Source organism: Nonomuraea sp. NPDC049309 (assembly GCF_043196965.1).
GTDB classification, from domain to species: Bacteria; Actinomycetota; Actinomycetes; order Streptosporangiales; family Streptosporangiaceae; genus Nonomuraea; species Nonomuraea fastidiosa.
Genome location: NZ_JBICSH010000003.1, coordinates 825,838 through 845,491, shown reverse-complemented (window position 1 = coordinate 845,491; position 19,654 = coordinate 825,838). Strand labels below are relative to the sequence as shown.

The following is a 19,654-nucleotide window of genomic DNA, read 5'->3' as shown; positions in this document are numbered from 1 at the left end:
CGGCTCCTTTCACGACATTTCTCGACTCCCCCAACGAACGGGACCGCGCGATCCGCACCCGGGTGCAGCAGTCAACTTAGATTGACGACCTGAGTATGTCAACTTTGGTTGACTCTCCTCCTTGAGGAGGAGGCGGCGGGGCGACTTCTCCGGCGCTCCCGCGACAGCCCCGCGATCTCCGCATCCGGCGGCATCCGGTGCGGTCTTGGCGGACGACCAGGGCGTCGAGGAGCCCGGGACCGAGGCGAGCGTCTCGGCGCGCAGCCGGCCAGAAGCGCGCCCGGCCAGAAGGCGCCCGGCAACAGGGTCGCCCCGCGAAAACCCGCAAAGGATGCAACCGGCGAAAGGACGGGAACGGAAGGGACGGCCGAGAAAGGAGACGGCGAACGGAAGGAGCGGCCGGCGGAAAGGACGGCGAACGGAGGGGACCGCCGATGGAGAGGACGGCGAGCGAAAGGGACGGCCGACGGAAGGGGGCGAACGGGAGGGGCGGCGGGCGGCGGCGTCGCAGGTGATGGCGCCGGGGCCGCACATCCCGCCCCTAGAACGCGTTCCAGCCGGAGGCTACAGGGCCGAGCGGCGGGTGCGGCGGCTGGAGGGGAGGTCGTGGCGGCCGGACAGGAACTCCTGGAATGCGATCTTCGCCCGGATGACCGGCCGCCGCCACCGCTCCTCCCGGTGCACGGCCTTGGCGAGCTTGCGCGGCGAGCGCTCGACGATGAACCATCGCGCCCACGGCGACCCGGGCCGCGCCAGCCTGATGGCGCCGACGAGCAGCATGGGCGGCACGAACAGGCCTGCCATCCCCGTCCAGATCTTGCCCTTGAGCAGGGTGATGACGGCGAGCACGAGGTTGGCCACGATGAGCGCGGCGGGGTTGATGACGGGCGGGCCGTACTCCCAGGTGAGGGGGCGCAGGCCGATGAGCAGCAGGCCGCTGACGGCGATCGCGATGAAGACGGCGTCGACCGAGGTGCGGCCCTCTTCCTCCCAGTAGACGTCATGCAGGTGCAGGATGAGCGCGAACTCGTCGAGCACGAGGGCGGAGCCGATGCCGAAGATGGAGGCGGCGATCGCGGTGCCGGTCTGGGAGCCGGGCGAGACGATGAGCGTGACGCCGCCGATCAGCATGAGGATGACGCCGAACACCACGTGGTGGATGTGCATCTCGCCCACGGTGAAGTTGCGGAACCAGCCGACCTTCGCCCTGATGAGGCGGACGTTGATGCGGGTGGCGATGAACGACACGATGAGCATGACGAAGTAGCAGAACAGCGGCAGCCGTCCTGTGGCGACGATGCTGTGTTGAAACCAGTTCCCCATGGCTCTCGCCCTCGATGGTACGAGCCGTGCCGGGCCGTCGCGCCCGTCGTCCCCGCGCACATCCCGCCGTCACACCCCGCATCACATGGGGCGAACCCGCGCCTCACGCCAGGAAGCCGCGCAGCAGTGCGGCCGTGCCTTCCAGGTGCTCGGCGACTGCCCGTCCGGCGGCTTCGGGGTCGCCGGCGAGTATGGCGTCCACGATGGCCCGGTGCTGGACGGCGGCGTGGTCGAGGTTGACCTGCAGCATGGGGATGGCGTTGAGCAGGTCGCTGACCCGGGAGCGGGCGTCGGCGCAGGTGGCGGCGAGCAGGCCGGAGCCGGTCAGCTCGGCGATGGACAGGTGGAACGCGGTGTCGAGCCGGCGGTAGTCGTCGAGCCCGGCCGCGTTCAGCTCGTCGAGCCTGCGCAGCAGCAGCGCGCGCCCCGCGTCGTCGAGCTTTGAGGCGGCGAGCACCTGGGCGGCGCCGCTTTCGACGGCGAGGCGGAAGGTGAGCGCGTCGGCCAGCTCGTCGGGCCCCATCGCGTTGACGGCCTGACGGGCGGCGCCGGCGTCGGGCTCGGGCGGCCGGTACGTGACGAACGCCCCGCCGTACCGGCCCCTGCGGACGTCGAGGTAGCCGGCGTCGGACAGCGCCCTGATGGCCTCGCGCAGCGTCACCCTGCTGATGCCGAGCCGTACGGCCAGCTCGCGCTCGGGCGGCAGCTTGCCGCCGGGCGGGACGACGCCGAGCTTGATCGCCTGGAGCAGCCGCTCGACCGTCTCCTCGAAGGCGTTGCCGGCCCTGACCGGCCGCAACACCGTCATCAAGCGTGCCGACTCGTCCAACACGTCCTCAGACCTTGACAAGCGATCCCACCATGCACCTCAATGGTCTGAGACTAGCCCAATCAGCGGGTAAGCGCCCTGGCCGGATGGGAGCGACATACCGTGAGCGATGGAGCGAGCAGCGGGTTCCTGTCGGTGGCCGAGTTGCGCGACGAGGTCGCCGCGGGCCGGATCGACACCGTGCTCCTCGCGATCGCCGACATGCAGGGCAGGTTGCAGGGCAAGCGGCTGTCGGCGCGCTACTTCCTCGACGAGGTGCTGCACCACGGCAGCGAGGGCTGCAACTACCTGCTTGCGGTCGACGTCGACATGAACACCGTCTCCGGCTACGCCATGTCGTCCTGGGACAGGGGCTACGGCGACTTCGTCATGAAGCCCGATCTGAGCACGCTGCGCCGCATCCCGTGGCACGAGGGCACCGCGCTGCTGATGGCCGACCTGGCCTGGGCGGACGGCTCGGAGGTCGCCGCCTCGCCGCGCCAGATCCTGCGCCGCCAGCTCGCCAGGCTGGCCGAGCGCGGCCTGGCCGCGTACGTGGGCACGGAGCTGGAGTTCGTGATCTACGACGACAGCTACGAGGACGCCTGGAAGCGCGGGTACCGCGACCTGACCCCGGCCAACCTCTACAACGTCGACTACTCGCTGCTCGGCACCGCCCGCGTGGAGCCGCTGCTGCGCAGGATCCGGCGCGAGATGGAGGGCGCGGGCCTGTACGTCGAGTCCGCCAAGGGCGAGTGCAACCTCGGCCAGCACGAGATCGCCTTCCGCTACGCCGAGGCGCTGACGACCTGCGACAACCACGTCATCTACAAGACGGGGGCCAAGGAGATCGCCGCCCAGGAGGGCCGGTCGATCACGTTCATGGCCAAGCCGAACCAGCGTGAGGGCAACTCCTGCCACATCCACATCTCGCTGCGCGGCGTGGACGGCGAGCCGGTGCTGGCGGGCGAGGGTCCGTACGGGCTCTCCCAGCTCGGGGCGCGCTTCGTGGCCGGGCAGCTCGCCTGCATGCGGGAGCTGACCCTGCTGTACGCGCCCAACATCAACTCCTACAAGCGCTTCGTGCCCGGCAGCTTCGCCCCCACGGCGCTCAAGTGGGGGGTGGACAACCGCACCTGCTCGCTGCGCCTGGTGGGCCGCGGCCTGTCGCTGCGGGTGGAGAACCGCGTGCCGGGCGGCGACGTGAACCCGTACCTCGCGGTGGCGGCACTGATCGCGGCGGGCCTGCACGGCATCGACGAGGAGCTGCCGCTGGAGGAGCCGTACGCGGGCAACGCCTACACCTCGGGGGCGGAGACCGTGCCGCTGACGCTGCGCGACGCGCTGGCCGCGTTCGAGGGGTCGAAGCTGGCCAAGGCCTGCTTCGGCGAGGACGTGGTCGAGCACTACGCGAACAACGCGCGCGTGGAGCTGGCCGCGTTCGACGCGGCGGTGACGGACTGGGAGATGTTCCGTGGTTTCGAGCGCATGTGACGGGGGCGCATGAAGATCATCAATCCGGCCACGGAGGAGGTCCTGGCCGACGTCGAGCTCGCCGGCGCCGCCGAGGTCGACCGGGCCGTGGAGCGTGCCAAGAAGGCCTACGCGGGCTGGCGCGCGGTGGCGCCGGGCGACCGGGCGCGGCTGCTGCGCAGGTTCGCCGAGGTGGTGGACGCCCACGGCGCCGAGCTGGCCGAGCTGGAGCTGGCCAACGCCGGTCATCCGATCGGCAGCGCCCGCTGGGAGGCGGGCGCGGTACGCGACGTGCTGCACTTCTACGCGGCGGCCCCCGAGCGCCTGCACGGCAAGCAGATCCCGGTGCCGGGCGGCGTGGACATCACCTTCCACGAGCCGCTGGGCGTGGTCGGGGTGATCGTGCCGTGGAACTTCCCCATGCTGATCATGTCGTGGGGCGTGGCGCCCGCGCTGGCGGCGGGCAACACGGTGATCGTCAAACCGGCCGAGTGGACCCCGCTGACCGCCTTGCGGCTGGCCGAGCTGGCCCTGGAGGCGGGCCTCCCCGAGGGGGTGCTCCAGGTGCTGCCTGGGGCAGGGGAGGTCGCGGGCGCCCGATTGGTCGAGCATCCCGACGTACCCAAGATCGTCTTCACCGGCTCGACCGAGGTGGGCAAGGAGATCGCGGCCAAGGCCGCGCGCCACGTCAAGCGGGTCACGCTCGAGCTGGGCGGCAAGTCGGCGAACATCGTGTTCGCGGACGCCGACCTGGACAAGGCCGCGGCGACGGCGCCGTACGCGGTGTTCGACAACGCGGGGCAGGACTGCTGCGCCCGCTCCCGCCTGCTCGTCCAGGCGAGCGTGTACGACGAGTTCATGGCCCTGCTCGCCCCCGCCGTGCTCGGGGTCAAGGTCGGCGACCCGCGCGACGAGGCCACCGAGATGGGCCCGCTCATCAGTGCCGAGCACCTGGCCCGCGTGGCGGGCTTCGTCGAGGGCACCCCCTACCTGCAGGGCTCCTGCCCGCAGGGCAAGGGCTTCTGGTTCCCGCCCACCGTGCTGACCCCGGAGGTCACCGACCGGGCGTTCACCGAGGAGATCTTCGGTCCCGTGGTGTCGGTGGCCAGATTCGAGGACGAGGCCGAGGCCGTGCGCATCGCCAACGACACCCCGTACGGGCTGAGCGGCTCCATCTGGACCCGCAACGTGGGGCGGGCGCTGCGCGTGGCCAGGGCCGTCGAGTCGGGCGCGCTGTCGGTCAACTCCCACTCGTCCGTCCGTTACTGGACCCCGTTCGGCGGCTTCAAGCAGTCCGGACTCGGCAGGGAGCTCGGCCCTGACGCCCTGGCGGCGTTCACCGAGGTCAAGAACGTCTTCATCGCAACGGAGTGACACGGATGCAGCGCTTGCAGGATCGGGTGGCGGTCATCACGGGGGCGGCGAGCGGGATCGGGCTGGCCACGGCCCGGCGCTTGGCCGAGGAGGGCGCCAGGGTGGTCTGCGCGGACATCGACGAGGACGCGGGCGCCAAGGCCGCGAGCGAGGTCGGCGGCCTGTTCGTGCGGGCCGACGTGACCCGCGAGGACGACGTGGTCCGCATGTTCGCCACCGCCCACGAGACCTACGGCAGCGTGGACATCGCGTTCAACAACGCCGGCATCTCGCCGCCCGACGACGACTCGATCCTGGAGACCGGGCTGGACGCCTGGCGGCAGGTCCAGGAGGTGAACCTCACCAGCGTCTACCTGTGCTGCAAGCACGTCATCCCGTACATGCGGCGGCAGGGCAAGGGCTCGATCATCAACACGGCCTCGTTCGTGGCGGTCATGGGGTCGGCGACCTCGCAGATCTCCTACACCGCGTCGAAGGGCGGCGTGCTGGCGCTCTCGCGCGAGCTGGGCGTGCAGTTCGCCAGGGAGGGCATCAGGGTGAACGCGCTGTGCCCCGGCCCGGTGAACACGCCGCTGCTGCAGGAGCTGTTCGCCAAGGACCCGGAGCGGGCGCAGCGGCGGCTGGTGCACGTGCCGATCGGGCGCTTCGCCGAGGCGTCGGAGATCGCGGCGGCGGTGGCGTTCCTGGCCAGCGACGACGCGTCGTTCATCACGGCCAGCGAATTCCTGGTGGACGGCGGCATCTCGGGCGCGTACGTCACACCGCTGTAGGAGGGGGCACGCCATGCGGCGTCCGGTCATCGGCATCACCTGTTACGTCGAGCAGGCCACGTTCACGGTGTGGCGGGACACGCCCGCCGCGCTGCTGCCGTACGGCTACGTGGAGAAGGTGGCGGCGGCGGGCGGGCAGCCGGTGGTGCTGCCGCCGATCGGCGATCCGGCCGCGCTCGTGGACCGGCTCGACGGGCTGATCCTGGCGGGCGGCGGCGACATCGACCCGGCGAGGTACGCCGCGGCGCCGCACGAGCGCACCGGCTACGTGCGGGAGTTCCGCGACGCGGCCGAGTTCGCGCTGCTGCGCGCGGCGCTCGACGCGGGCCTGCCCTACCTGGGCATCTGCCGGGGCCTTCAGGTGCTGAACGTGCTGCTCGGCGGCAGCCTGCACCAGCACCTGCCGGACGTCGTGGGCCACACCGATCACTGCCCGGGCCCCGGCCGGTTCGGCGACCTGCCGGTCACACCCGTGCCCGGCTCGCGGCTGGCGAAGGCGCTGGGCGAGCAGCCGCTGCCGGTCCCCCACTACCACCACCAGGCCGTGGACCGCCTCGCGCCCGGCCTGGCGGTGACCGCGACGGCGGCGGACGGCGCGGTCGAGGCGGTGGAGCTGGACCGGGACGCCCTCACGATGGCCGTGCAGTGGCACCCGGAGGTGGCGGCCGACCCGAGGCTCTTCGAAGCCCTGGTGGCGGCCTGCTGAACGGCCCGCACCGGACGGGGAACGCGACAAGACCCCCATAACACCACTAGGCTGGCGGACATCACCGACGAAACCGTGCGGGAGAGCGCCCTGACAGCCGGTCAGGGCCCCTGAAGGAGCAAGCCCTCCCCGCGAACCTCTCAAGGCAAAGGACCGCACGGCTACGGTGTCTCTGGAAAGCAGGCCCCCGGGGCCTCGCCGAAGGTGAAAGTCCGGCAAAAGTCGGGCGAAGCTCTCAGGCACCGATGACAGAGGGGGAGGATGCTGGCATCCACTCCTGTCCTGAGGTGCGATCAATGTCCCGACCGACACCGCTCCGAGACGTTCACGAGAGCCTCGGCGCCACCCTGACCGACTTCGCCGGCTGGCTCATGCCGCTCCGGTACGGCAGCGAGTCCGCCGAGCACCGCGCCGTCCGCGAGGCGGCCGGGCTGTTCGACCTGTCGCACATGGGCGAGATCTTCGTCACCGGCCCGCAGGCCGGCGAGGCCCTCGACTACGCGCTCGTCGGCCACCTGTCGGCGCTGGCCGTCGGCCGGGCCCGCTACACCATGATCGTCAATGAGCGCGGCGGGGTGATCGACGACCTCATCGTCTACCGGCTCGGCGACGAGGAGTTCATGGTCGTCGCCAACGCCTCCAACTACGAGAAGGTCGCCGCCGAGCTGACCGAGCGCGCGAAGGCGTACGACGCGGTCGTCGAGGACCGCTCAGACCAGTACGCGCTGATCGCCGTGCAGGGCCCGCGCTCGCAGGAGATCCTGGCCACGCTCACCGACGCCGACCTGGACGGCCTCAAGTACTACGCCGGCCTGCCCGGCACCGTGGACGGCCGCGAGGCGCTCATCGCCCGCACCGGCTACACCGGCGAGGACGGCTTCGAGCTGTTCATCCGCAACGAGGACGCCGTCCCGCTCTGGCACGCGCTCACGGCCGCGGGCCAGCCGCACGGGCTCAAGCCGGCGGGCCTGTCCGCCCGCGACACGCTCCGCCTGGAGGCCGGCATGCCGCTGTACGGCAACGAGCTGACCACGGAGCTGACCCCGTTCGACGCGGGGCTCGGCAGGGTGGTGAAATTCGACAAGCCCGGTGACTTCGTCGGCCGGTCCGCGCTGGAGGCGGTCAAGGACGACCGGCCCAGGCGCAGGCTCGTCGGCCTGGTCGCGCGGGGCCGCCGGGTGCCGCGCCACGGTTACCCGGTCACCCGAGACGGCGCGGTGGTCGGCGAGGTCACCAGCGGTGCGCCTTCCCAGACCTTGGGCAAGCCCATCGCGATGGCCTACGTGGACAGCGGCGCCGATTCTGGCCTGGCTGTGGACATCCGGGGCAGCCATGAACCTGTGGACCTGGTCGAGCTGCCCTTTTACAGGAGGAACAAGTGAGCAACATCCCAGACGACCTGAGCTACACCAAGGAGCACGAGTGGGTGCGGGGCGTCGAGGACAGCGTCACCGTGACCGTCGGCATCACGGACTTCGCCGCCGAATCCCTTGGTGACGTCGTCTACGTGCAGCTCCCGGAGGTCGGCAGCAACGTCGAACCGGGCGACTCCGTCGGCGAGGTGGAGTCGACCAAGTCCGTGAACGAGGTCTACACGCCGGTCGGCGGCGAGATCGTCGAGGTGAACCAGGCGGTCGTGGACGACCCGAGCCTGGTCAACAGCGACCCGTACGGCGAGGGCTGGATGTTCAAGGTCCGTGTGGAGGGCGACCCCGAGGACCTGCTCTCGCCTGAGGAGTACGCCGCGCTCACCGCGGGCGACTCCTGACCCACCCGCCGGGGCCCGCACGGCCGGGCCCCGGCCTTTCATGAAAGGCGCACATCAATGGCGATCAGCGTCTTCGACCTGTTCAAGATCGGCATCGGCCCGTCGAGCTCGCACACCGGCGGCCCGATGGCCGCCGCGCACAAGTTCGCCCGCGGCCTGCACCAGGACGGCCTGCTCGACCGGGTGGCCCGCGTGGAGGTCATCCTGTACGGCTCGCTGGGCCTGACCGGCAAGGGCCACGGCAGCGACAAGGCCGTCCTGCTCGGCCTGTCGGGCGACAAGCCCGAGCTGGTCGACGTGGACACCGTGGACGCCCGCATCGCCGCCATGCGCGAGTCGGGCACCGTGCGGCTCTTCGGCCTCCGCGAGATCCCCTTCGTCGTCGGCGAGCACCTCGTCTTCGAACGCAAGATCACGCTGCCCGAGCACCCCAACGGCATGCGCTTCACCGCCTGGTCGGAGTCGGGCGAGCGGCTGCGGGAGAAGGTCTACTTCTCCGTCGGCGGCGGCTTCGTGGTGGACGAGCGGGCCACCGGCGCCGACCGCATCAAGCCGGACGACACCGTGCTGCCGTACCCGTTCGGCACCGCCGAGGAGCTGCTCAAGCACTGCTCGGCCACCGGCCTGTCGATCTCCGCGCTGATGCTGGAGAACGAGAAGGCGTTCGGCCGCACCGAGGAGGAGATCAGGAGCGGCCTGATGAACCTCTGGCGGGTCATGTCGGAGTGCGTCGCGCGCGGCATCTCCAAGGAGGGCGTGCTGCCCGGCGGGCTGAAGGTCAGGCGCCGCGCCAACCAGCTCCACCGCCGCCTGCAGTCGGAGCCGCCGGAGAAGGACCCGCTGCAGGCGATGGACTGGGTGACGCTCTTCGCGCTGGCGGTCAACGAGGAGAACGCGGCCGGCGGCAGGATCGTCACCGCCCCCACCAACGGCGCCGCCGGCATCATCCCGGCCGTGCTGACGTACTACACGCGCTTCGTCCCCCACGCCGACGACGACGGCGTCATCCGCTTCCTGCTCACGGCGGGCGCGATCGGGGTGCTGTTCAAGCAGAACGCCTCGATCTCCGGAGCCGAGGTGGGCTGCCAGGGCGAGGTCGGCTCGGCCTGCTCGATGGCCGCCGCCGGGCTCACCGAGGCCCTGGGCGGCACGCCCGAGCAGGTGGAGAACGCCGCCGAGATCGGCATCGAGCACAACCTGGGGCTGACCTGCGACCCGATCGGCGGCCTGGTGCAGATCCCGTGCATCGAGCGCAACGCGGTGGCCTCCAACAAGGCCATCACCGCGGCCAGGATCGCGCTGCGCGGCGACGGCCGGCACTTCGTCTCGCTCGACCGGGCGATCAAGACGATGCGCGACACCGGCCGCGACATGCTCGACAAGTACAAGGAAACCTCGCGCGGCGGCCTCGCGGTCAACGTGATCGAGTGCTGACCTGACGCCGTACGTGGAGCCGGACCACGGCCGGGCACTCGTCGTCGCGGACCTCGCGCCGGATCCGGCCCACGATGTCCTGGTCGAGCTTGCTCACGATCGCGCCGACGTCGGCGGCGGCCGGGCAGGTCAGGCCGATGCGCAGGCCGTCGGCGGCGACCCGGACGCCGGCCCTGCTCAGCCCGTCCACGCCCTTGAGCCCGACGAACAGCATCGCGGTGCCCGTGCCGTTGTGGGCGCCGCGGCGGCCCCAGCCGAGGCTGAGCAGCAGCCAGCGCAGCGCGAGCAGGGTGAGCAGCAGCAGGCCGAACGCGACGAACCACAGCGGCCACGGACTGTCGGCGAGCGACTTGCGTATGTGGGCGGGCAGCACCTTCGCGCCCGACGGCAGGTCGAAGAAGCGGTCCTGTCCGCGCAGCCACGCGTACGCGCCGAGTGCCAGCAGGATCGCCCCGACGACGGCGAGTCCCACACGGTTGCCTGCGTATTGGCGCATCAGACGGCCCTCCCGCTGCCTGCGTACCGGCCCATGACGGCCCTCCCGCCGCCTGTGTACCTGCTCATCGCACGGCCCTCCGGCGCAGGCGGACCACGACCTCGCAGGTGGTCAGTGTGCCGACGCCGGCCAGGCGGTCGCCCACGACGGTGCCGACCTGCCTGAGCATCTGGCCCGAGCTCTCGCCGTTCGTCATGACCGTCACCTCGATCGTGCGGCGGCGCAGCCGTACGCTCGCCCGCTCCACGCCGTTCACCTGCTGGGCCGCCGCGCGCAGGGTGCGGCGCAGCCCCGAGCGGGTGATGCCGATGACGATGAGCGGGTCACTGGTCTCCACCGGCACCAGCCGCGGACGGCCCGGCAGGATCGCGAGCAGCAGCATGAGCGCGCCCGCCCCCGCCAGGGCCAGCGCGAGCGTCTCCAGCTCCGGCCAGGTGCTCCGGCCGGCCAGCTCGATCAGCTCGTTGACCGGCACCCAGCCGAGCGGCGCGCCGAGCAGCGCCGCGACCACTTCGGCCGTCGTCGCCCCGAGCCCGGTCGCCAGCGTGAGCGCCACCAGGGCGCCCGGGACGGTACGCGCCGGCCGCAGCGCCCTGGTCGCCCTGCGCAGCCCGGTGCTCCGCGGGGCGACGACGGCATCGGGCAGGAGCTGCTGAAGCGTGGTCATCACACCGACAGACGTACATGGGCAGCGCCCGGCCCACACCGCGCCCTCGCCGCCGCTTTGCCCGATCCTTACGGGGACGAAGATTAAGGCGAACAAGCCTCATATTCTTTTGCCCGATATGCGGTTACGCTGCCGTTATGGATGACCGGCAGCGTTACGACCGGGCCACGGCCGGCCTCGAACCGCCGTTCGCGCTCCTCGACCTCGACGCCTTACGGGCCAACGCCGCCGACCTCGTGCGCCGCGCCGCGGGAAAGCCCATCAGGGTGGCCAGCAAGTCCGTGCGGTGCCGGGCGGTACTCGACCGCGTGCTCGCCATGGACGGCTTCCGCGGGCTGATGGCCTACACGCTGCCGGAGGCGCTCTGGCTCGCCGGGCACGGCCACACCGACATCCTCCTCGCCTACCCCACCGCCGACCGGCAGGCCCTGGCCGCCCTGGCGGCGGATCCGAAGGCCGCCGCGAGCATCGCCGTCACCATCGACTCGGCCGCCCATCTCGACTACATCGAGGCCGCCGTCTCCGGCGTGCGGCCGCGCGCCGAGATCAGGCTCTGCCTCGACATCGACGCCTCGTACGTCGCCTTCGGCGGCACATTCAGGGCCGGCGCGCTGCGCTCCCCCATCCGCGAGCCCGAGCAGGCCGCCGATCTCGCCGCGAGCATCGCCAAGCGTCCCGGCTTCCGGCTGGCCGGGCTGATGGCGTACGAGGCGCAGATCGCCGGGGTCGGCGACGACCCGCCGGGCAGCGCCGTCTACGCCCGGCTCATCAGGCTCATGCAGGCGCTGTCGGCCAGGGAACTGGTGCTGCGCAGGGGCAGGATCGTCAACGCCGTACGCCAGGTCGCCGAGCTGGAGTTCGTCAACGGCGGCGGCACCGGCTCCGTCGAGCGGACCGTACGCGAGAGGGCCGTCACCGAGGTGGCCGCGGGGTCCGGGCTCTTCCACCCCCGGCTGTTCGACTTCTACCGGAACTTCACCGGGCGGCCGGCCGCGCTCTTCGCGCTGCCCGTGGTCCGCCGCCCCGCCGGGGACGTCGTCACCGTGCTCGGCGGCGGCTACATCGCCTCAGGCCCCACCGGGCCCAGCCGGGTGCCGCAACCGTACCTGCCCGCCGGGCTGCGCTACGCGCCCGACGAAGGGGCGGGCGAGGTGCAGACCCCGCTGCTCGGCCAGGCGGCCGAGGACCTGCGGATCGGCGACCGGGTGTACTTCAGGCACGCCAAGGCGGGCGAGCTGTGCGAGCGGTTCGACACGCTGCACCTGGTCGAGGGGGACACGCTGGTCGCGTCGGTGCCGACGTACCGGGGCGAGGGCCGCACCTTCCTCTGACCCGCACTCGCACCACGCCGGGACCTGGGCCGCGCCCGGGGCAGGACCCCGGGTCAGCGGCGCCTGCGGCGGCGCAGGAGGACGATGGCCGCACCCACGACCAGCACCGCGCCGATGCCGATCAGCACAGGGCCCAGGTCGGGCTGCTCGTCCTCCCACACCTGGCCGTCGTCGCCGGGCCGCGCCGGCCGCGCCGCACCCCCCAGCGCGTCGCCGACCGCGGCGACGAAGTGACCTGCCCTGCTCTTGACGTCGGCGACCGTGCGCTCGGCGACCCTCTTGGGGCTCACCCGGTCGACGATGGCATCGACCGTCCGCGCCAGCTCCGCGCGCGTCCGCGCGATCTGCCGCTCCAGCTCGTCGGGATCGGTGTCGGCCATGGCTCTCCTTTCGACCGTACGCGTGCCCTCGCGGCGGGCCCGTCCGTTCTGGTCGCGATCAGTCTGTCAGGTCGGCGCACCGGACGGCACGGCGACCGTCGCGCACGGTGAGCCGGGCGACGCGGCGGGGCCGGTAGGTTGAGCCGGTAAGTTGGCGGCAGGTAATCAGGAGGGCCAAGTGACCGAAACCAAGCTCGCGCCCGGCGACGCCGCACCGGAGTTCACGCTCCCCGCCGCCGACGGCGCCACCGTCTCGCTCGGCGACTACCGCGGCAAGCGCGTGATCCTCTATTTCTACCCCGCCGCGATGACCCCCGGCTGCACCAAACAGGCGTGCGATTTCCGTGACAACCTCGACCAGCTCACCGCCGAGGGTTTCGTCGTTCTCGGTGTGTCCAAGGACAAGCCGGAGAAGCTGGCCAAATTCGCCGAGCGCGACGCACTGACCTTCCCCCTGCTGTCCGACCCCGAGCTGGCCGTCCACAAGGCCTACGGCGCCTACGGCACGAAGAAGCTGTACGGCAAGGAGGTCGTGGGCGTGATCCGCTCGACGTTCGTCATCGACGGCGACGGCAAGATCGAGCAGGCGCTCTACAACGTGAAGGCGACGGGCCACGTGGCCTCGCTCAAGAAGAAGCTCGGCCTGGCCTGACGCCCCGGCCCACGACGGCACCCGGAACGGTCCCGCGCGCGCCCTGACACGCGCGGGAGTCGTGCGGGAAGCGCGCCCCGACGAGTTCGGGCGACGCAGGAGAAACATGCTCGCCACGAGCTTTGGTCGGTGTGCAAGAGGCGCTGCCACAGCGGGCTTGAGCGACGTCATTCGCGCCATAAAGCCTGTGGCGGGCAGGGCGCCGGAGGCGAGCGCAGGCGGTAAGATTGGCGGCACGTGGCACTTCCCGTGCCCGAATTGTCATTTCCCGACTGAAACTCGCGGGACATGGCAATGGCAAAGGGGTCGTAGCCCAATGGCAGAGGCGCAGTCTTTAGGTGGCTGTTAGTGTGGGTTCGAATCCCACCGGCCCTACAAACGATTGGGTTTCCACGCCCCGACCGGCCACGGCCCGCCTCGACATCGCCGCTCAGCCGGTGAAGGTCCGCCGGGGCTCGTCCTCGTCCTCGTCAGGCGCCGACGGCAGCCGCGGTACGCGCGGCGCCCGCGGCACGGCGCAGCGCACCTCGTCCTCGCTGTCCCCGATGTCCTCGCTGTCCCCGATGTCCTCGCTTTCCCAGCAGTTCGGCTTCGGCGGCTCCGGAGGCTCGGGTACCACGAGGCCGCCGCCCAGCCACGACGGCTTCTCGTACCACACGCTGAACCTGCCGGGAGGCAGCGCGTCGGTGACGACGGCGACGGTGCAGCCGCCGATCAGCACGCCCGCGACCAGGCCGGCGAGGCCGGCGCCGACGAGCCGCCCGCGCCTGTCGCGGCCGCTCACCTGGGGCGCCTCCCAGGCCGCCGGCGGCTGCGTGAACGGGATGTCGGCGTACGGCTGATCCGCACGTTCGCCGTATTTGAGCTGCCGGTCCTGCCACTCAGGGGCCGGGCCGCGCGGCGCTTCCTCACCACCGCGCGGCCCGGCGTAGCGATCATGATCCGCCATCACGATCTCCCTTTACTCGCCCCGCAGGGGCGCTCCCGATAAGGAGGGTGCCAAAACCCCCGTAAGCCGCCCGTAAGCCGCTCGGCCCTGTCAGACCTGGGTCGTACACGCACTTCACCCTTGAGGCGGACAGAAGCCGGAAAGCGCCTGCATATCGTGAGGTTGTGTTCGGCAGGGTGCAGGAGTGGTCGCGACACCACGAGAAGCTGGCCAACGCCCTCTGGGCGAGCCCTCTGGCGCTGTTCTGCCTGCTGAGCGCATTCGCCGTCCGCGGTGCCGGCACCTCGGACGGCGGCGCGGTGCCCGGCCTCGGCGGCTACCTGGGGCTGTCGGCGCTCCTGCTGCTGCCGCTGCTGTGGCGGCACCGGCCGGTGGCGTCGTTCGCCGCGGTGGCGCTGGTCAGCTTCGGCCAGTGGCTGGCCGGGCTGGCCCCGATGCCGGCCAACCTGGCCGTGCTCGTCGCGCTCTACGCGGTGGCCTGCCGATGCCGCTTCCGCTGGGCGCTCGCGGCCTGCCTGGTGGCCGAGCTGGGCATCGCCATGGTCATGATCAACTGGGACGACCCGAGCCTCGGCCTGTTCTTCAGCAGCTCGATCTTCGTGGTGACGATCTGGCTGACCGGCCTGTACGCCGGCACCCGCCGCCGCTATCTGGAGAGCCTGGAGGAGCGCGCGGAACGCGCCGAGCGCGAGCGCGACCAGCGGGCGCGGATGGCCGCGGCGGCCGAGCGGGCCAGGATCGCCAGGGAGCTGCACGACGTCGTGGCGCACAACGTCAGCGTCATGGTGGTGCAGGCCGACGGCGCGGGCTACGCGCTCGACAGCGACGTCGAGCAGGCCCGTACGGCCGTCAAGGCCATCTCCGCCACCGGCAGGGCGGCGCTGGCCGAGATGCGCAGGCTGCTCGGCGTGCTGCGCAGGACCGAGGCCGAGTCGGAGGCGGCGGAGTCCCGGGAGGAGTCCGCCGCGTACGACCCGCAGCCCGGCCTGGCCCAGCTCGCCGAGCTGGTGTCGACGTTCGCGGTGCCCGCCACGCTGCGGATCTCCGGAGATCCCGCCGGGCTGCCCGAGGGGCAGCAGCTCGCCGTCTACCGGATCGTCCAGGAGGCTCTGACGAACGTGCTCAAGCACGGCGGGCCGGACGCGAACGCCGCCGTCGAGATCGAGGTCGGCGGCCGGGACGTGCTCGTCCGGGTGACCGACGACGGCCGGGGCGCCGCCGCGCCGCGCACCGGCGGCGGTCACGGGCTCATCGGCATGCGCGAGCGGGCCGGCATGTACGGCGGCGCGGTCACGGCGGGCCCCCGCCAGGGCGGCGGCTTCGAGGTGGTGGCCAGGCTGCCCGTGGCGAGGGAGGCGGCGTGATCAGGGTGATGCTGGTCGACGACCAGGAGCTGCTGCGCGCGGGCTTCAGGATGGTGCTCGCGGCGCAGCCGGACATCGAGGTGGTGGCGGAGGCAGGGGACGGCGCGGCGGCCCTGGAGCTGCTCCGGCGCGTCGAGGTGGACGTCGTGCTCATGGACGTCCGCATGCCGGGCATGGACGGCGTCGAGGCCACCCGGCTGATCAGGGGGCCGAAGGTGCTCATCCTGACCACGTTCGACCTCGACGAGTACGCCTTCGCGGCGGTCAAGGCGGGCGCGGCCGGCTTCCTGCTCAAGGACGTGCCCCCTGCCGATCTCGTCAGCGCGATCCGTGTGGTGCACGCGGGCGAGTCCGTGATGTCGCCGAGCACGCTGCGCCGCATGCTGAACCGCTTCGCCGAGCACCTGCCCGACGGCCAGGGGCCGCCGGAGGCCGCCTCGCTGACGCCGCGCGAGCGCGAGGTGCTGCTCATGGTGGCGCGCGGCCTGTCCAACGCGGAGATCGCGGCCCGCCTCGCGGTGGCCGAGGCGACGGTCAAGACGCATCTCGGCCGGGTGCTGGCCAAGCTGGGGCTGCGGGACCGGGCGCAGGCCGTCGTGTACGCGTACGAGGCGGGCCTGGTCGTGCCCGCCCACGGGCCCGATCGAAACTCTTCACCGCCGCCCGCGCATCGGCCGGAAGTCTGACCCGGGGTCATCTGGCGGCGCAGGTGAAAGCCATCCTCAAGGCCCACCAGACGGGACATTTCCGCTCCTAGCGTTGGTCGCGTTCCGCATCCGTGACCTGCGATCGAGGAGTGACCGTGACGCTCACCGAGACCCGGCGGCGCGCGCCCGCCGCCGTGGTGGCAACCGAACTGACCAAGGTGTACGGCCAGGGCGACGCCCGGGTCCACGCCCTGCGCGGGGTCACCGTCTCCTTCGAGACGGGCGCGTTCACCGCGATCATGGGCCCGTCGGGGTCCGGCAAGTCGACGCTGATGCACTGCCTGGCCGGGCTCGACACGGCGACGTCCGGCACCGTGCACATCGGCGACGTCGAGCTGACGGGGCTGAGCGACCGTCGGCTCACGCTGCTGCGCCGTGAGCGGATCGGCTTCATCTTCCAGGCGTTCAACCTGCTGCCCACGCTGACCGCCGAGCAGAACATCCGGCTGCCGCTGGACATCGCGGGCCGCCAGGCCGACGAGGCGCTGTTCGAGCGGGTCATCGACACCGTCGGGCTGCGCGACAGGCTCGCGCACCGGCCCGCGCAGCTGTCCGGCGGGCAGCAGCAGCGGGTGGCGGTGGCCAGGGCGCTGATGAGCAAGCCTCAGGTGATCTTCGCGGACGAGCCGACGGGGAACCTGGACTCGCGCAGCGGCGCGGAGGTGCTGGCGTTCCTGCGCTCGTGCGTACGCGAACTGGGCCAGACGATCGTCATGGTCACCCACGACCCGGTGGCGGCCTCGTACGCCGACCGCGTGGTGTTCCTGCGCGACGGCGAGCTGGTCACCGAGGTCACCGCGCCGACGCCGCAGTCCGTGCTGGACACGCTCGTCCGGCTGGAGGCGTGAGGTGCTGAAGACCACTCTGGCCGGGCTGCGCGCGCACCGGCTGAGGCTCATGCTCACGTCGCTGGCGATCGTGCTGGGTGTGGGCTTCATCGCGGGCACGTTCGTGCTGAACGACACCATCGAGGCGGGCTTCGCCCAGCGGGTGACCGCGAACGCCGGCAAGGTGGACGTCGCCGTGCTCGCCAAGAGCCAGGACGAGCCGCTGCCCGCCGATCTGCTCGACCGCATCAGGAACCTGCCCGGCGTCACCGAGGCGCAGGGCCTCATCCGCGGCAGCGCGCCCGTCCTCGGCAAGGACGGCAAGACCGCGGGCAACGCGCCCACCACCGCCGTCTCGGTCGTCACCGGCCCTCTCGGCCGCACCGACGTGGTCGCGGGCACCGGACCGGGCACCGACGACCAGGCGGCCGTGCTGGACGAGAACACCGCCAAGGCGCAGGGCCTGCGCCTCGGCGACACGATCACCGTGCTCGACTTCAGGAAGCGGCGGCACGACTTCCGCCTCGTCGGCCTCATCGACGTGGGCCTCGACCAGCAGCTCGCCTTCACCGGCGCGGTCGGCTTCACCCCGGAGACCGCGCGCCGCATGACCGGCGCCGAGGGGTACGCCGAGATCGACGTCAAGGGCACCGGCCCCGGGCTCGAGCAGGCCGTCGCGGCGGCGGCCGGGAGCTCCTACCAGGTCATGACCGGCGCGGAGCTCGCCGACCGGCTCGCCGAGCAGGCGGGCGTGGAGCGGCGGGTGTTCACGGTGGGCCTGCTGCTGTTCGGCGTCGTCGCGATGCTGGTGGCCGCGCTCGTCATCTACAACACCTTCACCATCCTCGTCGCCCAGCGCACCCGCGAGATGGCGCTGCTGCGCTGCATCGGGGCGACCCGCCGTCAGGTGTTCGGCCAGGTGCTGCTGGAGTCGGCCGTCGTGGGCCTGCTCGCCTCGCTCGCCGGCCTCGCCGCCGGGTACGGCCTGGCCACGGTCGCGCTGGCCGTGCTCGGCGCGTTCGACGTCCCGCTGCCCACCGACGCGGCCGTCTCGCTCTCCCCCGCCACGGTCGGCGCCGGGCTGGGAGTGGGCGTGACGGTCACGGTGTGCGCGGCCGTGCTGCCCGCCAGGGCGGCGACCCGCGTCGCGCCGATCGCCGCGCTGCGCAGCGAGCCGGAGGAGCAGGTGTTCCGCACCGGGAAGGCGCGCATCGCGTTCGCGGCGCTCTTCCTGCTCGCGGGGGCCGCCGCGAGCGGCGCGGGCGCGTTCGCGATGCCGTCGGGCGAGGCCGCGCTGATCGTCGTCATGGCGGGGGGCGCGCTGACGTTCCTGTCGGTGCTGATCCTCGGGCCGGTGCTCATCGGGCCGCTGAGCGCGATCGTGGGCGCGCTGCCGCGCCGGCTCTTCGGGATGCCGGGGCGGCTGGCGGTGGACAACGCGGCGCGCAACCCCAGGCGGGCCGCCACCACCACGGTCGCGCTGACGGTCGGAGTGACGCTGATGACGCTCATCTCCGTGGTCAGTGCCTCGACCAGGCTGACCATGACGGGCAAGCTGGACGAGCAGTTCCCCATCGACTACGTGCTCGTCGACCAGGAGCGCGGCTCCGTCATCCCGCGCTCGGTCGGCGAGGAGCTGGGCGCACGGCCCGAGCTGGACGCGGTGGGGCGGATCCGCCGGGTGCGGGCCGTCTTCGGCGGCGGGGAGCAGCAGGTGGGCACCTTCAGCGGGCAGGTGGAGCCGTACGTGACGGCCGGGTCGCTGGACGGCTTCGCGGCCGGTCAGGTTGCCGTGGACGAGCGTACGGCGGCCCGGCTCGGGCTGCGGCTCGGCGGCACGGCGGAGCTGGTGACCGAGCGGGCGGGCACGGTCTCCTTGACGGTGGTCGCGCTGCTCGACGGAGATCAGACCCTGCTGCCCGCGGTCACGGTGCCCGAGCGGGCGTTCGACGCCTACTTCGGCGCGGTGCCCGACGCGCAGGTGCTGGTCTCGATCAAGGACGGCGTGCCCGCCGAGCGGGCCCGCGCGGTGGTGGACGCCGCCGCCGCTGCCTACCCGAACGTGCACGTCACCAGCGCGGCGGAGGTGCGCGGGCAGTTCGACGAGACGCTCGACATGCTCGTGATGATCATGATGGGGCTGCTCGGCCTGGCCATCCTCATCTCGCTGCTCGGCATCGCGAACACGCTGTCGCTGTCGGTGCACGAACGCACCCGCGAGTCCGCCCTGCTGCGGGCGCTCGGCCTCACCCGGGCGCAGCTACGCCGGATGCTGTCGGTCGAGGCGCTGCTGCTCGGGCTGATCGGGGCGCTGGTCGGCGTCGCGCTCGGGCTCGTCTTCGGCTGGGTGGCGATGCGGGCGCTGCTGCCGGACGCGCGCTACGCGGTGCCGGTCGCGCAGGTCGTGGTGTTCGTGGCGCTGTCCGGGGTGGCGGGGGTGCTGGCGGCCGTCCTTCCGGCGCGGCGGGCGGCGCGGGCGTCCATCGTGGGCTCACTCTCCGCCGAATAAAACCGACAGCCGAATAAAACCGACATTCGTGAATAAATCCTGAAAAAGCGGATAGGAGGGAACGCGCAGGTCGGGCGCCACATGGGGGCGGCGCCCGGCTTCGCGCGTACAGGGCC

General features: G+C 72.0%; 19 protein-coding genes, 1 tRNA gene and 1 riboswitch. Of the genes, 14 read left to right on the top strand and 6 right to left on the bottom strand.

Annotated features, from left to right (window positions below; genetic code table 11):
- Positions 1–564: 564 nt before the first annotated feature.
- Together ACGFIM_RS24490 and ACGFIM_RS24485 are read right to left on the bottom strand one after the other, a co-directional pair.
- A complete protein-coding gene (locus ACGFIM_RS24490; protein WP_393203908.1) occupies positions 565–1,323 on the bottom strand; it encodes a hypothetical protein in 759 nt (252 codons plus the stop codon).
- A gap of 103 nt (positions 1,324–1,426) precedes the next feature.
- The gene (locus ACGFIM_RS24485) at positions 1,427–2,131 is read right to left on the bottom strand and encodes a FadR/GntR family transcriptional regulator (RefSeq protein ID WP_393204184.1); all 705 of its coding nucleotides are present in this window, start codon (positions 2,129–2,131) and stop codon (positions 1,427–1,429) included.
- Positions 2,132–2,254: 123 nt separating this feature from the next.
- On the opposite strand from ACGFIM_RS24485, the gene ACGFIM_RS24480 reads away from it, so the two are divergent.
- From ACGFIM_RS24480 to ACGFIM_RS24450, 7 genes are all read left to right on the top strand, one after another.
- The gene (locus tag ACGFIM_RS24480; protein WP_393203906.1) at positions 2,255–3,625 is read left to right on the top strand and encodes a glutamine synthetase family protein; all 1,371 of its coding nucleotides are present in this window, start codon (positions 2,255–2,257) and stop codon (positions 3,623–3,625) included.
- A gap of 9 nt (positions 3,626–3,634) precedes the next feature.
- Positions 3,635–4,978 (top strand): aldehyde dehydrogenase family protein, encoded by a 1,344-nt coding sequence (locus tag ACGFIM_RS24475; RefSeq protein WP_393203904.1) that lies wholly within the window; start codon positions 3,635–3,637, stop codon positions 4,976–4,978.
- 5 nt (positions 4,979–4,983) lie between these two features.
- Positions 4,984–5,748 (top strand): 3-oxoacyl-ACP reductase, encoded by a 765-nt coding sequence (locus ACGFIM_RS24470; protein WP_393203902.1) that lies wholly within the window; start codon positions 4,984–4,986, stop codon positions 5,746–5,748.
- 13 nt (positions 5,749–5,761) lie between these two features.
- Entirely contained in the window at positions 5,762–6,454 is a 693-nt protein-coding gene (locus ACGFIM_RS24465; RefSeq protein WP_393203900.1) for a gamma-glutamyl-gamma-aminobutyrate hydrolase family protein, read from the top strand.
- A gap of 68 nt (positions 6,455–6,522) precedes the next feature.
- Positions 6,523–6,620: riboswitch (glycine riboswitch) on the top strand.
- A 130-nt stretch (positions 6,621–6,750) separates the two neighbouring features.
- Positions 6,751–7,836: a glycine cleavage system aminomethyltransferase GcvT gene (gene gcvT / locus ACGFIM_RS24460; RefSeq protein WP_393203898.1), complete on the top strand. Its 1,086-nt coding sequence runs from the start codon at positions 6,751–6,753 to the stop codon at positions 7,834–7,836.
- Positions 7,833–8,222, top strand: coding sequence for a glycine cleavage system protein GcvH (gene gcvH, locus ACGFIM_RS24455; RefSeq protein WP_364061203.1), 390 nt, complete (start codon positions 7,833–7,835; stop codon positions 8,220–8,222). Before gcvT ends, gcvH begins: the two co-directional genes overlap by 4 nt.
- A gap of 57 nt (positions 8,223–8,279) precedes the next feature.
- Positions 8,280–9,656: an L-serine ammonia-lyase gene (locus ACGFIM_RS24450; protein ID WP_393203895.1), complete on the top strand. Its 1,377-nt coding sequence runs from the start codon at positions 8,280–8,282 to the stop codon at positions 9,654–9,656.
- Here ACGFIM_RS24450 and ACGFIM_RS24445 read toward each other — a convergent pair.
- Together ACGFIM_RS24445 and ACGFIM_RS24440 are read right to left on the bottom strand one after the other, a co-directional pair.
- Entirely contained in the window at positions 9,637–10,152 is a 516-nt protein-coding gene (locus tag ACGFIM_RS24445; protein WP_393203893.1) for a hypothetical protein, read from the bottom strand. The genes ACGFIM_RS24450 and ACGFIM_RS24445 overlap by 20 nt on opposite strands.
- Positions 10,153–10,216: 64 nt before the next feature.
- The gene (locus tag ACGFIM_RS24440) at positions 10,217–10,819 is read right to left on the bottom strand and encodes a DUF6286 domain-containing protein (RefSeq protein WP_393204182.1); all 603 of its coding nucleotides are present in this window, start codon (positions 10,817–10,819) and stop codon (positions 10,217–10,219) included.
- Positions 10,820–10,956: 137 nt separating this feature from the next.
- Between ACGFIM_RS24440 and ACGFIM_RS24435 the strand changes: the two genes are divergently transcribed.
- Positions 10,957–12,150, top strand: a complete 1,194-nt coding sequence (locus tag ACGFIM_RS24435; protein WP_393203891.1) for an amino acid deaminase/aldolase — start codon at positions 10,957–10,959, stop codon at positions 12,148–12,150.
- Positions 12,151–12,203: 53 nt separating this feature from the next.
- On the opposite strand, the gene ACGFIM_RS24430 is transcribed toward ACGFIM_RS24435, so the two are convergent.
- A complete protein-coding gene (locus tag ACGFIM_RS24430; protein ID WP_393203889.1) occupies positions 12,204–12,530 on the bottom strand; it encodes a DUF3618 domain-containing protein in 327 nt (108 codons plus the stop codon).
- A 178-nt stretch (positions 12,531–12,708) separates the two neighbouring features.
- Between ACGFIM_RS24430 and bcp the strand changes: the two genes are divergently transcribed.
- Both bcp and ACGFIM_RS24420 read left to right on the top strand, forming a co-directional pair.
- Complete coding sequence (bcp, locus tag ACGFIM_RS24425) at positions 12,709–13,182, top strand: thioredoxin-dependent thiol peroxidase (protein ID WP_393203887.1); 474 nt, start codon at positions 12,709–12,711, stop codon at positions 13,180–13,182.
- Positions 13,183–13,484: 302 nt separating this feature from the next.
- Positions 13,485–13,557: transfer RNA gene (locus ACGFIM_RS24420), tRNA-Leu, on the top strand.
- A gap of 55 nt (positions 13,558–13,612) precedes the next feature.
- Here ACGFIM_RS24420 and ACGFIM_RS24415 read toward each other — a convergent pair.
- On the bottom strand, positions 13,613–14,131 hold the full coding sequence (locus ACGFIM_RS24415; RefSeq protein ID WP_393203885.1) for a hypothetical protein: 519 nt from the start codon (positions 14,129–14,131) through the stop codon (positions 13,613–13,615).
- A 164-nt stretch (positions 14,132–14,295) separates the two neighbouring features.
- Between ACGFIM_RS24415 and ACGFIM_RS24410 the strand changes: the two genes are divergently transcribed.
- From ACGFIM_RS24410 to ACGFIM_RS24395, 4 genes are all read left to right on the top strand, one after another.
- A complete protein-coding gene (locus ACGFIM_RS24410; protein WP_393203883.1) occupies positions 14,296–15,495 on the top strand; it encodes a sensor histidine kinase in 1,200 nt (399 codons plus the stop codon).
- Positions 15,492–16,181, top strand: a complete 690-nt coding sequence (locus ACGFIM_RS24405) for a response regulator transcription factor (protein ID WP_393203881.1) — start codon at positions 15,492–15,494, stop codon at positions 16,179–16,181. The genes ACGFIM_RS24410 and ACGFIM_RS24405 overlap by 4 nt, the downstream gene beginning before the upstream one ends.
- 110 nt (positions 16,182–16,291) lie before the next feature.
- Positions 16,292–17,050, top strand: coding sequence for an ABC transporter ATP-binding protein (locus ACGFIM_RS24400; protein WP_393203879.1), 759 nt, complete (start codon positions 16,292–16,294; stop codon positions 17,048–17,050).
- A 1-nt stretch (position 17,051) separates the two neighbouring features.
- On the top strand, positions 17,052–19,538 hold the full coding sequence (locus tag ACGFIM_RS24395) for an ABC transporter permease (protein WP_393203877.1): 2,487 nt from the start codon (positions 17,052–17,054) through the stop codon (positions 19,536–19,538).
- Positions 19,539–19,654 lie beyond the last annotated feature (116 nt).